Below are 16,010 nucleotides of genomic sequence, written 5' to 3'. Positions count from 1 at the left end.
TATCAATAAACAATAATGGAATTTAAGCGAATTCAAATACTTGCAATGCTGGCCGTAGTTGTCTTTTTTCCTTCCTGCAAACCAGAGAGGGCCAAAGTAGACGGTACTGTAAAAGAGGTGATCGATAATGCCGTGACCCGGCTCTACAAAACCCTTAAACCGGCGGAACTGGATACTATTTCAGAGCAGTACATCCTGCAATTTCTCTCAAACGGAGACAAACAAATCCTGGCTTCCAGGTTTTGGACTTTTGACACCAATGTACCGGTAAAAGTTTCGGTAATGCGCGATACGGCGCAGAAAGTAGTACCATTCTGGTTGAGCGAAAGTGGTTTCGAAAAAAAGGATCTGGTGGTCAGGAACGAAGAATATACCTACGAAGTCTGGCAAAAGGATTTTGAAAAAGGAGAAGTAGCGTTGGGAATCAATGGTTTTGATAAACATCGGCCAGTATATTTCATAAGCGTTGCTCCGCTGAATTCTGCTGACAAACTGGAAATTACAAATGTATATCCCGCTGGATATAATCTGAGTACAATGCAGAAAGGCGCATTCACATACCATGATTGGGACGGATTGGTGCTAACCGAAGTTCCGGATGTATTGAAAGGGCAAACCTTATTTACAACAGTAAGAGGCCGGGCGCGCGAGGCCCATTTAGTAAAGGCTTTCAGGACTACGGATACCCCTTCGTCCGCTCATCCTGACCAGGTAATGCTGACATGGAGCGGCGATCCGAAAACGACTGTTGATCTGCAATGGAGAACAAATACGGAAATTACATCAGGTAGCGTCAAATACTGGGTAACCGGCAGCAGGGATACATTGTTCGCTGATGCCTCCGCATTTAAAATGGAAGACCGGCTTTTGCAGAATGACAGGTTAGTAAACAGGTTTACTGCAAAGCTTAACAACCTGAAACCAGGTTCGGACTATGGTTACAGTTTGAGATCAGGAAATAATGGCTGGGAGGCGCAAGCTTCGTTCAAGACGGCTGCCGAAAAGGCTGAGGATTTCTCATTTATCTGGTTTGGTGACACGCATTTCTCTTCGATTTGGGGAGATATGGCGCAAAAATCTATTAAACGACATCCCGAAACGGCCTTTTTCTCCATTGCCGGCGACCTGGTTACGACCGGCTTGCATCGCGACGATTGGGACCATTTGTGGGATTATTCAGAAAAAACCTTTACGACCCGGCCTTTGATGCCCGTTCCCGGAAATCACGACAGCCAGGACGGTCTCGGTGCCTGGATGTATAAGGAAATGTTCAGTTTGCCTGAAAATGGTCCGGCGGGTCAGCCTTCCGAAATGACTTATTCCTTTGAATATCAGAATGCATTGTTCTTAATGCTTGATGCGACTTTGTCGGTTCCTGATCAAAGTAAATGGGTGGAAGAACAATTAAAGAATAGTAAAGTGAAGTGGAAATTTGCGACGTTCCATTTTCCGCCCTATAATTTCGAAGAACCTTATGACGAAATTATGAAAGAATGGGGCACGTTGTTTGATAAATACCACGTCGATATGGTCATGAGCGGGCATATGCACTACTATTTGCGCACGCAGCCTATGCATGCGGGGAAGCCGGTGAGTGATCCTTCGAAGGGTACGATTTACACCATGTCGATCAGTATTCCGGGCAAGCAAGTGCGCTGGCCCGACGAAAGTTATGCTGTAAAACGATATAAGGACGGGCCGCTTTATCAGCATATTGCTATTAAGGGCGATAAATTATTCTATCGTTGTCTGGATCCTGAGGGTGTTTTGAAGGACGAATTGATGATTGAAAAGTAGTTATTCAAATCTGAGTTGAGCGCCTTTCAATTCTTCATGTGAACTAATCGCCAGCGCAGTGAGAATCGCCAGAAAAGCGAGGGTAAAAAACAGATTGACCGCCCAGCGGCTCATGTTTAATCCACGGTCGGAAAATATGGGAGCCGACTTTCTGACGAGGAATGCGATGACTACGAAATTGATAATATAAAGGTATTGCTCTATCCTGTAAAGGCTCATGAATGCGCCGGTAATCAGGATGCTGAAACTAATATATAGGCCAAAATAGGTCAGAAAATAGCGGTGCAAGTTTTTGGCGCTCAGCTCAGAAAATGGATTTGCAGGTTTTAAATAGTAATACAGCCAGTACGCGCCAAAAGTAGTGGCCAGTAAAAAGGAAATCCATTGAACGCTTGTAGTAACAGCGGCACTATCAGCGAGCGGATCGGCGCTCTTAAAAATTTCAACCAGCCGCTCCGCTCCAAATGACTGGTCCCAGACGACCAGTGGAATAATTAATGCTAATAGCAAAACGGGTGTGATCATTGCACTTTTTTGTGAGTCAGTTTCACCAGTTTCCCATTTGGAAGTAAACGTACCATATGCCATTCCGATGCCGCCGAAGAAACCGATCGAGTATTCCATTACATTCCAGAAATTGAATTTAATACCGCTGGAATTTCCCATTACCTGAAGAAAATTTCCAAACGCAAACCCGAACCCTCCTCCAAAACCAGCCATAATCGCTACCCGGATCGCAGCATATTGTCTGTACCGGATCATATGCCAAAACAGCGCGATTACGATGCCAAAGCAAGCCGCCCAGGCCTCCGAGCGTGGTGGCGTCATCAGCCAGCCCATTTCTTCAATCAGAAAATAATAAAACAGCACTGCTCCCGCTACCATTTCAGTCAGCAGCTGCGGCCAGTTCACAGGTTTGGAGCGGCTGGAAGCAAGGGTAAGCCCGAAAAGCCCGCCACCGATCAAACCAAATAATCCGCCGATCACAAACAGCATTGCGAGTCCATAGTATACATTCCCGAAGTCGAGCCCACGCGCGTACCCTACCACCTTCCCGTAACTGATAATGCCTCCGATACCCCAGCCGATTGCTGAGGCGAGGGAAAGCTGAAATGCTTTGGCGTACCAATCTGCCCGCTTCGAAAGCAGGACAATACTTAATCCACCGATTCCCGCAGCCCAGGCAGCGCCTTGCTCGTGACCGAATTGTCCGCGAATGGCCCAGGCGGTTCCAAAAGACATGCCGGCAATAAGGAGGGTAAATAGCAATGGTCGGTTGTTCATATCATGCAGGTAAATGTCTGTTAGAAAAATACTTGGCTGATTGTAAAATGGACTATGCAGGTGAAGGCGCAACGCCTAAGTAGTCCAAAAAACAGGTCGGGCAGTATATCTAAGGATTCACACAACATTTGATTACACCAATTATGAGCGAGAAACTGGCGATCCACGGCGGTCAGAAGTCCATTGATAAAAGTTTTAACTGGCCGGTTTTTGACGAACAGGAAATAAATGCAGTCAGGGATATTGTGGCTGGCGGTAAATGGGGGAACCCGGATTGCGGAGATGAGGTCGCCAGATTTGAAGCTGAGTTTGCGGCCTATTGCGGCAGTAAATACGCGATTACCTGTGTAAACGGGTCGGTCTCACTGCGTTTGGCACTGATTGCGTGCGGCGTAAAGCCGGGCGACGAAGTGATTGTGCCTCCTTATACTTTTATCACGACGGCCTCTTCCGTAATCGAATGTAACTGTGTGCCGGTTTTCGTGGATATTGATCCGGCAACCTATAATATCAGTTCGGCAGCGATTGAAGCGGCGATCACGCCGAGGACCAAAGTGATCATCCCGGTCCATTTCGGTGGGCTGGCGTGTGACATGGATGCGATCATGGCTATTGCGAAAAAGTATGGTCTGAAAGTGATTGAAGACGCAGCACATGCGCACGGGGCTGAATATAAAGGCAAAAAACTAGGCTCTATCGGGCATGTGGGGAGTTTTAGTTTTCAATCATCCAAAAACCTCACTTCGGGAGAAGGGGGGATTGTGGTTACCGACGATGATGAACTTTACGCGATGATGCATTCGCTGCGAAATGTGGGACGTATCGAAGGCGGGCAGTGGTATGAGCATTATAATCCGGGTTGTAATTATCGCATTACCCAGATGCAGGCGGTACTGCTTTCCGCTCAGCTGAAAAGGTTGGAAGCCCAAACCAGACTGAGAAATGAGAATGGACTTTATCTGAATTCACTTTTAGCTAAAATAGATGGTGTCGAGCCTCTGGACAGAAGTGTTGATATCACGCTGCATTGTTATCATATCTACATATTTAAATATGATGCCGCCAAATTCGGTGGTGTCAGCAAAGATAATTTTGCCGCTATGCTGGCTGCTGAGGGCGTTCCCAGCTTCAAAGGATATCCACAGCCACTTTACAAACAGCCCCTTTTTCAGAATAAGAATTTCATGTGCTATGCGATCCCCGGGTCAGCGGATTACTCGGCAGTACATTGCCCGGAAGCAGAAAGAGCATGCAGTACCGATGCGGTCTGGATTTTGCAGCATGCTTTGCTGGGTGATAAAAATGATATGGAAGCATTCGCTGCGGCGATCGCAAAGATTCAGCGCATTGTTGTCAAAAATTCGGTAAACGCCTGATCTCCGCTTTTAACCTGTCCGAAATCCATTGATGTTGCGTAGGAGTTACTTCCGAAAGTATGTGATCGTTGCAGTTATTAAATTCTGTAAACACATCTTCCAGAAATTCCTGCTCGATCTGTTTCCAGCGCTCGTCGGAATTTGGCTTGCCGATTTTGGAAATCACATTGTTTAGCCGGTTTGCAGTTACATATTGAAACAAATCCTGCAACAGAAAATCGAGATCCTGGGATATGGAAGTTACATCGGGGATAAATGACCATTTTCTTGCCTGATGGAATTTCCTGTTCTCTTCAAATTCAGGGTTTTTCAATTTTAATATCGGGCGGGAAGCTGCTTCCGGAGAATGGTCCGAAAAGGGTTTGATCACAACACCTTCCGCCAGGTTGTTTTCAATTGAAGGTAAATGAAGCTGCGCGGGAATGCGGGTTTCAAAACAGAGAGTAATATTCAGCAAATCTGAAAGTTTCCCGGTTTGAAGCGGTTTCGCGTGAAAAATGTCAAATCTCTCAAAGTAACCGAGCGCATTCTGGTAACTCACATACACTTTTCGGTTGTTGGAAGGATTTTCAAAAGCAATGTCGTAAGCGCAAAAATCAATGTTAGGCGAATAAAAAATGCCGCTTTGAACTGCTTCGACATCTTTATTAATAGCGACTTGTTCGTGTGGATAGAGTCCGCCAAAGAGTTCTCCGTAAAGGATGACATTTTTTGTCTGATAATCCTTCACAATTGTCTCAAACAAATGGACTACCCGCTCTTCCAGCGCCGCCGCTACGATCTGGAACCCGAAGAAATCATCTTTCCAGGTCAGCAATTCCTTCCGTTTGCCAAACAGCAGGCTTTTATCATGATAAATAAACCTGAAATTGGCACCGTGGATTTTCTCTGTGGCTACCCAGGTTAGTTTATTAAATTGCTTGAAAGCAGCCTCGTCGGTTATCAGTTCTTTGAGGCTGGAAGGTATCTTTTCATATTCCAGTGTATGTTGCATAGTCATTTAATTAGTGTGTGACAGTAAGCTCAGTTCTTTAAAACCCTGACCCTAGTCCCCTCGCTATGTGCCGTAAATTCGGGTGCATACATGCATTGAATGCTGGTAATACCGTTGCTGAAATCTCCCGCATGATTGACAAAAAGCGAATATTCGAATACATAAGTGCCTTTCCGCAACTGATCGAAAAAGAAGTTGGTACTCGCATCTTTAGTGGATTCGTAATATCCCAATCCATCCTGCCACTTGTACCCGCTTAATACATTTACCGGTTCCAATGCCGAAGCGCGCATATCTTTCATGTGGACATATTCCATATCCCGGTCGACCCGCAGCTCTATACGTACCACCAGTTTGTCTCCGACGTTCAGACTGTCGATTTCACTAACAGCCGATAACACCGGACCCCGGTCTGTCTTTTTCTCAACAAACAGCTTTTTTGAAAGTTTTAACGGTGTTTCTGCAAATGTAATTTTGTCCAGATCTTCAAAATACTGCCAGTACACAGCGCCCCAGCTGGTCGACTTAGATGCATTTTGACTATTTACCTCAATCTGAACATTTCCCATTGCAGCCTGCACATCTGCTTTTTGGAAAGATTTTTTAAAGTAGCCGGTGCCAGCTTGCAGATCGTCCGGTGCGGTTGTTACCGCTAAATCACCCAAATGGACAGATACCGCTTTTTTCTCCGAAAGCCAGTCTGAACCTGTCATCAAAAGTGCGTAACAGGCATCGGCGGTGGCTTTTGTACTCTCCCAATTATTGGTTTGTTTGTTTTTCAACAACCAGACTTTCAGATCGTCAACGGTTACACTGTTGCCCTCTATCTCATGGAAGGCTTCAATAAGTAGTGCCTGCTGTTCAATAGGCGCATTTTGCCACCACCAGCTGCGGTTGTTTTTCCAATACATACCCAACTCTTCGCTATTGATCGCTGTTTCACGAAGCGATTTCAGGATTGCCTTCGCCGTAACAGCATCTTTGGACCGATGCTGAGTTAATGCGATCATTCCTTGCAGGTACTTTGACTGGCTAACCCAGGTTGCTTTTGCGCGCGCTGTAAAAAAATCGTAAGCTTTGGCCGAGCTGGCCAAAATAGGCAGGTCATCGAAACAGGTTCGAAGGTACAGATATTGAACTTGCAGCGGGGAGGGAGTGAATTCCTGCAATTTACTTTTGCTCCTGATCAGCTGATCGTAATCTTCCCTGATCATCCGGTCGAGATAGGGGAATGCTTTTTCCAGGATCGTATACAATTCTTTGTTGCTGGAAATCACCTTTTTCCTCAACAATCGACCTATTCCGGTAACGATATATTGCGTAATGTAACAGTCGTCACGACCGCCTTTGAACCACGGAAATCCACCGGTTTCATTTTGCATCTCTCTCAATTTGGCCAGGTTAGCATCGAGCTCTCCGCTTATTTTCGTCAAATCGAAAAGTAGTGCGATATTCTGCTTTTGTTCGGATTCCGACTTCGCCGCCAAAACCCAGGGAGTTTCTTCCAGCAGCACTGATTTCAGCTCTTCGTTTTTTTGCAGGTTACTTGTCAATGCGGCTGTATCCAATGTTTTCCATGAAGCAAAAATCTGCGCGATTTTTGGCGTGTTTTTCACTACCGAGCTGGCCAGTGCATTGGCATAATAGCGGTTCCAGGTCTGTTCGGCACATTCGTAGGGATATTCCATCAGATAGGGAAGTGACTGCACCGCGTACCAGGCCGGGTTGCTGGTGTATTCAACAGTGAGGGATTCGTGCGTCAGTGTTTTGGAATTGGCAGAATTGAGCAGTTTATCAAATTTGAACTGCTTTTTGCCCGTTTCCCGCATTTGCAGCGGCAGACTTTCTGTAACCAGCATTCGATTCGACAATACCGGGAGTGAATTTTCTTCTCCGTCAGACAATCCGTCCGCTTTCGCAATGACCCGCCAGCTGATTGTTTTGATAAAATTTCGAGGTATTTCAATTGAAAAACCAACTGTAACACTTTGGCGCGCGGCGATCGTAAATGATTGCGACGCGGTGGTATTATTAAAAAGCTGATCTATTTCCTGATTCGTTTCAGTATCAAATAATTGCAGCGAAACCGTTCCTTTCAACTCCCGATCTGCCAGACTGGAAACTTTAACAGGGAATGTAATTTGATCACCCTCCCTGAAAAAACGGGGCGCATTTGGCTGCACCATCAGTTCTTTCTGGGTAACGATCTCTTTCGAACTATACCCGAAAGCCAGCTCAGGGGTATGCGCCAGCGCCTGAAATTTCCAGCGCGTCAGTGCTTCGGGAAGTGTAAATGAAAACTCGATTTCGCCATTTTTGTTAGTCAGAAGCTGCGGAAGGAAGAATGCAGTTTCATTAAAATTTTTCCGGGGCTCGACGGAACCGGATTGTGGAGAAGGCTGAGGCTTTTGTTCTCCGTAGCTCACTATCATTAGATCAGATAATGCTTCTTCGTCACCTTGCATGGGCGGTGCAGGTGCGGCGGACAGTTCCTCTTCGGGTATATCCATTTTCTTCGATATTGCCTGATTTCGTGCCAGGCTCAGTCGATTGCGCACACTCCCACCCCCTGCTCTGAAAAGTGGCGAGGTATAAGTGCTCTGAAGTTGATCATAGCTCTTTTGGAAGTACTTTCCGACGAACAATTGAAAGCTTACAATTTCCGCATCTTTAGGCATAAAGTTGATCCCATTCTGCCATCTATTCAACATTAATCCCACCGGCCAGTGATCCGGTTTTGTCCACTGATGCGGATGAAACTGATCAAGCGAAACATCGTACATACTTGCCAGCATTTCGGCTGCTACCTGTTCCTTTTTGTAACCTGAAATTTTAACTTTCCATTGCTCTTTACTGCCGGGCAATGTTTTGTCACGAAATGTTTCATATGCAATTTTCAGCTCCTTATTCGTCCAGGGCACAGTGACGAAATTTTGCGCCTGATGGACCCTGTTGTGTTTTACAAATACATAGTCGATTGCATATCCGCCACGGTCTTCTTCTTTTGCCAAAAGCGGGAATGTTCTTTTTTCATTGTTTAAATTGAAAAATGAAAAATTGCTCGGATTTTGACTTTTACCAGCGCTGCTGATCACGAAAACATCCCCTGCGGAAGTTGCGACTTTCACATTCGTTTCCTGTCCGGGTTCAACCGCCGGGCCGCTTTCTGTCCATTGGTATTCAGGTTTTGATAGCTTCTTATTCTCATTGTCAATGAGCTCGATGTACCTGATATCAGCTACATCTTCTCCATTTGCGTCTTTCGTGGCAATATTAATTTTGTAAAATCCGGGTGATAACTTGTTGGTAAGTAATATATCCTGACTATCAGCAGTCAGCTGTCTCTTTTCAAAAACAACCTCCTGCTCCGGCCAGCTCTCCTTTTCGGTTTCGTGGTCATATTCGTCATGCGGAAAACTGGCTATGAATTCGGATTTCGTCATTACAAATAAATCCGGCTGTGCCCAGTAACGCGGGCGGATCAGGCGGCTTTCAGGAATAAGGCGGGTAACTTTGATGGAGACCGGCGCGGAAACAAATTCACCATTCATGTTTTCCGTGCGGATCCTGAAACTTTTCAGACTGTCAGCCGCCAGCTTTTCCGGGATTTTGGATTTGATCAAAATCGACTTATAGGCGACTGAAATCGTTGCTTCTGCACTCCGGGTTTCTCCGTTTGTATCCGTTACATCCGCATAAACCGTATAGTTAAAAACCGGATCAAGGTTCTTATCCGTTTTTGCATTCGGTATTGCTTCGAAATCCACCAGGAACTGGCCCGCCTGATCAGTGAACGTTTCGCCGTGCGCGATTTCTTTTGGTGAACTACTAGGATAGTACCTGCCCCGGCGGGTCCAGGGATACAGAAACCTTTCATTCCGCACAATTCTGTATACTACTTTGGTCCCGTCGATCGGGTTGCCCGCATAGGCAGTCGCATTTCCCGTAACACGAATTGTGTCTCCTAGCTTATAGGTATGCCGTAATGTGTCAAAACGTACTTCGAATCGGGGCCTCTTGTATTCTTCAACATGAAACGAAACAACGTGCTCATCGTCAGCTACAATGGAAAAAGAGCCATTCAATCCGGTTCGGGGCAACACGAAATTGCCGGAGAAACTTCCAAAATCGTTGACCGTTTTTGTTGTAGAATCAACATTTTTACTATTCGCATTGCGTAGCTCGATCTTGATTTTGCGGTTCTTGTCTTTCAGCACAGTGTTTCCTGCTGCTGCAATACCTTTGAAATAAACAGTTTGCCCCGGGCGATATAAGCTGCGGTCAGTGAAAAGGTAGATCGTGTTTTTAATGTCATTTTTTTCAATCTCGTCATAATAATAACCAGTGGTCGCTTCCTGAATGAAGAGCTTGTCATTACCGTAAATAATTTCAAAAGCTTCCCCTTGAACTTGCTTCTGACTAGGGACATTCTCTTTAAAATACCCGTTTTTATCGGTCGTATAAGTGGCGCCGAGACTTTTCTTGTAAGTCCTCGTTTTGTAGTCGAACATCGAATCCCACCTTTTCACAGTAGCCCCTGCAAGTGGCTGACCTGTATCCCGGTTCAATACAAAATGGTCGCGCTCACGCTGCACGTAGCTGATATTGCTCACATACAAAAGCCGCACGCCGCCGACAGATTGTGTATCCGAAAAATCGGGACTTGAACTGGCGAGTAGCATATATTCTCCGACAGGCAGCGCGTCAGCCTTAATTTCCACGCTGTGTTTCTGGAAATCCCTGGTGTCCGGCAAAACCTGTTCCCAGTGCCTGATCGGCGGCGCTTTTGAAACGGTCCGCCAGAAAACGTCACTATCTCGTTCTTCAAAGCCCGTTTTCAGTGCCGCTGTTGCTTTTACAAGCCTGAGATAGAGTTTATTAATATTTTTGAATTGCATAAAAAGCAAAAATGGCTTTTCCGGAACCACTACTTGCTCCGCATTAAATTCCAGAGATTTTTGACGGATGTTGTTCAGCAAATTGGCAGCATTGATCCCACCTTCCGTGCCAGGATTTTGCTTGATAATTTCCTTGCAAAGAGACACCGCTTTGACTTTCTCAAACCGGTCGGTGGTGTCGTCTCCTGGTTTGTATTTGCTCCCGCGCTCGAAATGGTAGCTCGCCAGTAAATACCAGGCCTGTGCCGCTGCCTGCGTTTGCTGATATTGGTTGGCCAGGTGGTTAATAGCCTGATAATAAAGTTCGTCGGTGTTTTCATGAACCGATTTTTGCTTGACATATTGAATACGCAGCAGGTCGGCATCGATCAGCGCGTCAGATTTTGGATCATTGATATGAAATGCAAGGAGTTTTTGGTAAAGTTTTAATGCATACCATTCCAGTGAGGCCGAATCTTTGGTTTCAAACTTCCGGTGTATAAAATCGGCAGCAGGATCAAAGGCAGAGGCAGCATTGATCTCAAATGCGTAAGTCGGCTTTTTTAATTCCCGCTCGTCGGACGAAAAGTAGCTTAATGCCGTGTGCGCCAGCAAATCATATAAAGTCGGTCGCAGGTGACGGGAATTGCCTTTTGTAATAATTGCATCAAATGGTTCGAGCTTCGTCTGCCTCAGCTCTTGCTCATTTTCAAGCGACGCCAGGTACAATTCGGTGATTCTTTGGTGGAAATCGCCTGTCGACCAGGTGTTTATATCGTTTTTGACAAAGCCGGAAGTTTCCGTGCGCCGGTAGAGCTGCCATCTTTTGTATTGGTAATATTGATAATACTGACTCGCAGTAAGGCTGCTCAAAATCGATTTCACAACACCCGAACTGCCAGCAAGCTCTTTTTCAAAATCCTGAATAGCAGCAATCTCACTGTCTTCCCGGTTCTCCGCCTGCAAACTGACCATACTGATCGCTGCCTTGATCAACTGCGCGTGCTGTTTCTCGCGTTTGGCCTTCGTGTAAATTTCCCGGACTTCCGTCAATGCAGATTTGCTGAGACCTTTCGCCTGTAAGTCTGTCACTTTTTTCCAGTCGGCATCATAGGTCTTGACCGGATTCTGGCCGTTTGTGTGCATAGTTGAAAAGAATATGGATAGTGTGAAAAGAAGAATCGAAAGTTTGTGAGATTTGCTCATTTTGACAGGTATAGACGATCAAACTCAATATACTAAAACTCGATTGAGTGGCGGAAATGAATTAGCAAAAGGAGATATTGATTACCAAATGTAACAGCAACTTTCCACTTCGGGAGAAGTATAAAAATTACTGATTGCCGCTTTCTACAATAAGAACTATCTTTAAATAGTACTCTCCAGGAAATATAAATTATCAGTAATCTTTTTGAACGAAATTTATTTAAAGTAAACTCATGCGTACAATCATGCTGGTCGGGATTATCATTGTCGGCCTGGTAATTGGAAAGCTATTTATCTTCTCCAAGCCAGGATCAGACAAGAGCCCGGTAGGAACAAAAGGGTCGGGGGGAAAAACCGCAAATTCCTCCGGAGGGGGAGCAGTGCCGGTAAATGTATTTGTTGTTGGAAATGAAACTATTGAGAATCAAATATTTGCATCAGGCACTGTATTGCCCAACGAAGAAGTAAACCTGATGGCCGAAACTTCGGGCAGGCTAGTGAAGCTTGACATCAAGGAGGGAGCTTATATTACTAAAGGGCAGCTGATCGCAAAAATTAACGACCGAGAGTTGCAGGCGCAGTTGCAGAAAGTAGCATACAATCAGGATCTGAGCAGGAAAATCGAAGCGCGGCAGAAGAAGCTGCTCAATGTAGAGGCGATCAATCTGGAAGAGTATGATGTAACTTCGAATAATATCAAATTACTTGAGGCGGAGAAAGAGGTATTGGAAGCACAGCTGGAAAAAACGGAGATCCGCGCACCATTCAGCGGGAAGATCGGATTGAAATACATTAGTGAAGGCGCATATCTGGCTCCGGGTACGCCCATCGTAACGATTGTTCAGAGCAATCCTGTCAAAATCGATTTTACAGTTCCCGAAAAATATACGCCTGATATCCGGGTAGGAAATACAGTCAAATTCAGCCTGGACGGTGATCCGTCGACTTATCACGCTAAAATTTTAGCGATTGATCCCAAAGTGGATGAAAGTCTGCGGACGCTAAGGGTGCGTGCGATTGCCCAGAATCCGGGCGACAGGTTCGTTCCCGGCATGTTTGTGAAAATCCTCGCAGACCTTGATGCAAACAAAAAGGCCCTGATGATCCCAACGGAGGCAATAGTGCCCGTTTTGAAGGGTAAGAAGGTTTTTGTTGTAAAAAATGGCAAAGCGCAGGAAGTGATGGTTACGACCGGTTTACGGACCGACAAGAAAATTCAGGTTATCGAAGGATTGCAGCAGGGCGATTCACTGATTACTTCGGGAATTATCGCAATCAAGCCAAACACAGCCGTTAAGGTGAACTGATATCCTACCTATTATGAGTATTTCAACACTCTCTATCAAGCGGCCGGTTCTTGCGATTGTCATGAACCTGCTGATCATTCTTTTCGGGTTTCTGGGCTATAAATTCCTGGGAATGCGTGAATTCCCTTCTATCGATCCGCCCGTAGTTTCGATCAGGACAAGCTATACCGGAGCGAATGCAGACATTATTGAATCCCAGATCACAGAGCCACTCGAAAAGCAGCTGAACAGTATTGAAGGGATTAAATCGATTAATTCAACCAGCAGCCAGGGTACCAGCCAGATCACGGTAGAATTCGATATTGGTGTGGATATGGAACGGGCAGCGAATGATGTGCGTGACAAAGTAGGATCTGCCTCACGGACTTTGCCGCTCGATATCGACGGCCCGCCCGTGGTAAGTAAGGCCGATGCCAATTCGGAGCCTATTATCGTATTGACCTTTAAAAGTGACACCAGGTCCCACCTGGAAGTAAGTGACTACGCCGAAAACGTGATCGCGCAGCGACTTCAAACCATTGAAGGAGTAAGTGAGATACGGATTTTCGGGCAAAAAAAATACGCGATGCGCGTATGGATGGATCCGATCAAGATGGCTTCCCTGGGCATCACGACGCAGGATATTAAAGTGGCACTCGACAAGGAAAATGTGGAGTTACCCAGTGGAAAACTGGCGGGGGACAATACGGAGCTCACGGTCAAGACGATCGGCAGGTTCAGGACTGAGGAGGACTTTAATGAAATGATCGTCAAAAATTCCGCGACGCAAACGATTCATTTGAAAGATATAGGTTTTGCGCAGTTGGGGCCTGAGAACGAGGAAACGATATTAAGGCTGGATAATATCCCCATGATCGGACTCGCGATCTCGCCGATGCCCGGAGCCAACTATCTGAATATCGCGGAGGAGGTCAACAAAAGAATGGCCGATATCAAAAAAGAACTGCCCAAGGATTACCAGCTCGATACACTGATCGACAACACGATTTTTGTTGAAAGATCCATTGAGGAAGTTGGAGAAACCCTTTTGATTGCGATTATCCTGGTAGTAATTATCATCTATTTGTTTTTCCGGGATTGGTTGATCGCCTTCCGCCCGCTGATCGATATTCCGGTTTCCCTGATCGGTACGTTCTTCATTATGTACATCATGGGCTTCTCGATCAATGTACTCACATTGCTGGCGATCGTGTTGGCCACCGGGCTGGTGGTCGACGATGGTATTGTGGTGACGGAGAACATTTTCAAGAAGATTGAGCAGGGAATGGGGCCTATTGAGGCTGCTATTAAAGGAGCTAACGAAATTATTTTCGCCGTTTTATCAACTTCCATCACATTGGCTTCCGTGTTTTTGCCGGTGATTTTTATGGAAGGCTTTGTCGGAAAGTTGTTTCGCGAATTTGGGATTGTAATTTCCGCAGCTGTATTGATTTCCGCATTTGTGTCACTGACGCTAACCCCGATGCTGAATGCCTACCTGGTACGTAAAACACATAAGAGGAGCTGGTTTTATGAAAAAACCGAACCTTTTTTTGAGAAAATCACGGATAATTACGGTAATGCGCTTGCGCGGTTTCTGAAAATGCGCTGGGTAGCCGCACCGCTGGTACTGATTACTGTTGGCATGATCTGGTTTTTCGGAAAGGACCTGCAATCAGAACTTGCTCCGCTTGACGATCGCAACTGGTTCAGGATCACGATGACGGCGCCCGAAGGATCGTCTTTTGAATTTACGGACCGTTACGTTAAGAGTGTCAGCGATATGCTGATGGACTCCATGCCCGGTAAAAAAGGGCTGATGCTCATTACTTCACCAGGTAACTCTGGTTTAGGGGCCGCAAATACCGGAAGCGGAAGGATTGCACTGGTTGATAAAGAATTCAGGAAGGAAACTCAGCAGGAGATCGCGGATTACATTAATCAGAAATTGAAGCTGATGCCCGACGCAAAATCCTTTGTAGTGCAGCAGCAGACAATTTCGGTAGACTCACGCGGCGGCCTGCCGATCCAATATGTGATCCAGGCGCCGGATTTCGAAAAGCTGAGAGAATATCTTCCAAAATTCATGGAAGAAGCTTCCAATGATCCAACATTTGCGATCACCGACGTAAACCTCAAATTCAGTAAGCCGGAGATTCAGATATCGATTGACCGTGAGAAAGCCAAGTCGCTCGGTGTTTCCGTACAGGATGTGGCTCAAACCATGCAGCTGGCTTTTGCCGGGCAGCGTTTCGGCTATTTTACGATGAACGGCAGGCAATATCAGGTGATCGGGCAATACGACCGCATTAACCGCGACGAGCCGCTGGATTTGAAAAGTATGTTTGTGAAAACGAGCAACGGCACGCTGGTACAGCTTGATAACATCGTCAAAGCCGAGGAAGAAAGCAGCCCGCCGCAACTTTTCCACTACAACCGGTACATGAGCGCGACGGTACAGGCTGCATTGGCACCCGGAAAAACCATTGGCGACGGTATTACTGCAATGGACAGGATCAGGGACAAATTGAAAGACGAGACTATTCAAACAGCATTGAGTGGCGCGTCACGAGATTACGCAGAGAGTTCGTCCAATACCATGTTCTCGTTTTTTCTCGCATTGATATTGATCTACTTTATTTTAGCAGCTCAGTTCGAAAGCTTTGTCGATCCGTTTATAATCATGTTCACGGTACCGCTTGCGATAGGCGGGGCTGTATTTTCGCTCTGGTTCTTTGATCAGACCCTGAATATTTTCAGCCAGATCGGAATGATTATGCTGATTGGCTTGGTGACTAAGAATGGTATTCTGATTGTGGAGTTTGCGAACCAGCTGCGGGAGCAGGGGAGAAGTATCCAGGAAGCAGCACTGGAAGCGGCGACGCTACGTTTCAGGCCGATTTTAATGACCAGTTTAGCGACAATCCTCGGGGCTTTGCCTATTGCGATGGCATTAGGTTCGGCGGGTAAAAGCCGGATGTCAATGGGAATCGTAATTATGGGTGGCTTACTCTTTTCACTTGTATTGACACTATACGTGATCCCCGCGATCTATACCTTCTTTTCGCGCCCCAAAAACTACGAGAAAATGCGGATGATCGAACGAATAGCACATGATAGTGAGCTGGAAGAGGAAGCTCATTTTTGATTTTGAATATTTGACTAACAAAAAAACCGGCATTTTGTGTGC

General features: G+C 45.9%; 7 protein-coding genes. 4 read left to right on the top strand and 3 right to left on the bottom strand.

Annotated features, from left to right (window positions below; translation table 11 throughout):
• Positions 1–15: 15 nt before the first annotated feature.
• A complete protein-coding gene (locus FXO21_RS06990; RefSeq protein WP_225865602.1) occupies positions 16–1,797 on the top strand; it encodes a purple acid phosphatase family protein in 1,782 nt (593 codons plus the stop codon).
• On the opposite strand, the gene FXO21_RS06985 is transcribed toward FXO21_RS06990, so the two are convergent.
• Entirely contained in the window at positions 1,798–3,081 is a 1,284-nt protein-coding gene (locus tag FXO21_RS06985) for a hypothetical protein (protein WP_149639422.1), read from the bottom strand. It lies immediately after the preceding gene.
• A gap of 143 nt (positions 3,082–3,224) precedes the next feature.
• Between FXO21_RS06985 and FXO21_RS06980 the strand changes: the two genes are divergently transcribed.
• Positions 3,225–4,457, top strand: coding sequence for a DegT/DnrJ/EryC1/StrS family aminotransferase (locus FXO21_RS06980; RefSeq protein WP_149639421.1), 1,233 nt, complete (start codon positions 3,225–3,227; stop codon positions 4,455–4,457).
• Here the strand turns inward: FXO21_RS06980 and FXO21_RS06975 are convergent.
• Both FXO21_RS06975 and FXO21_RS06970 read right to left on the bottom strand, forming a co-directional pair.
• Positions 4,435–5,451: an RNA ligase family protein gene (locus FXO21_RS06975; RefSeq protein ID WP_192579174.1), complete on the bottom strand. Its 1,017-nt coding sequence runs from the start codon at positions 5,449–5,451 to the stop codon at positions 4,435–4,437. The two genes, FXO21_RS06980 and FXO21_RS06975, sit on opposite strands and share 23 nt — an antisense overlap.
• A 29-nt stretch (positions 5,452–5,480) precedes the next feature.
• Positions 5,481–11,534, bottom strand: coding sequence for an alpha-2-macroglobulin family protein (locus tag FXO21_RS06970; RefSeq protein ID WP_149639419.1), 6,054 nt, complete (start codon positions 11,532–11,534; stop codon positions 5,481–5,483).
• A 233-nt stretch (positions 11,535–11,767) separates the two neighbouring features.
• On the opposite strand from FXO21_RS06970, the gene FXO21_RS06965 reads away from it, so the two are divergent.
• Together FXO21_RS06965 and FXO21_RS06960 are read left to right on the top strand one after the other, a co-directional pair.
• Positions 11,768–12,841 carry an efflux RND transporter periplasmic adaptor subunit gene (locus tag FXO21_RS06965; protein WP_149639418.1) on the top strand — a complete coding sequence of 358 codons (1,074 nt, stop codon included), beginning with the start codon at positions 11,768–11,770 and terminating at the stop codon, positions 12,839–12,841.
• A 13-nt stretch (positions 12,842–12,854) separates the two neighbouring features.
• The gene (locus tag FXO21_RS06960) at positions 12,855–15,968 is read left to right on the top strand and encodes an efflux RND transporter permease subunit (RefSeq protein ID WP_149639417.1); all 3,114 of its coding nucleotides are present in this window, start codon (positions 12,855–12,857) and stop codon (positions 15,966–15,968) included.
• Positions 15,969–16,010: the final 42 nt, after the last annotated feature.

The sequence above is a fragment of the Dyadobacter sp. UC 10 genome (assembly GCF_008369915.1).
GTDB lineage: Bacteria > Bacteroidota > Bacteroidia > Cytophagales > Spirosomataceae > Dyadobacter.
Note: the sequence above shows the minus strand (reverse complement) of the source record. Positions and strands in the feature narration are given on the sequence as shown.

Coding starts and splice junctions, on each gene's coding strand:
- FXO21_RS06980 (WP_149639421.1), top strand. CDS start 3,225: ATGAGCGAGAAACTGGCGATCCACGGCGGTCAGAAGTCCATTGATAAA.
- FXO21_RS06975 (WP_192579174.1), bottom strand. CDS start 5,451: ATGCAACATACACTGGAATATGAAAAGATACCTTCCAGCCTCAAAGAA.
- FXO21_RS06960 (WP_149639417.1), top strand. CDS start 12,855: ATGAGTATTTCAACACTCTCTATCAAGCGGCCGGTTCTTGCGATTGTC.
- FXO21_RS06970 (WP_149639419.1), bottom strand. CDS start 11,534: ATGAGCAAATCTCACAAACTTTCGATTCTTCTTTTCACACTATCCATA.
- FXO21_RS06965 (WP_149639418.1), top strand. CDS start 11,768: ATGCGTACAATCATGCTGGTCGGGATTATCATTGTCGGCCTGGTAATT.
- FXO21_RS06985 (WP_149639422.1), bottom strand. CDS start 3,081: ATGAACAACCGACCATTGCTATTTACCCTCCTTATTGCCGGCATGTCT.
- FXO21_RS06990 (WP_225865602.1), top strand. CDS start 16: ATGGAATTTAAGCGAATTCAAATACTTGCAATGCTGGCCGTAGTTGTC.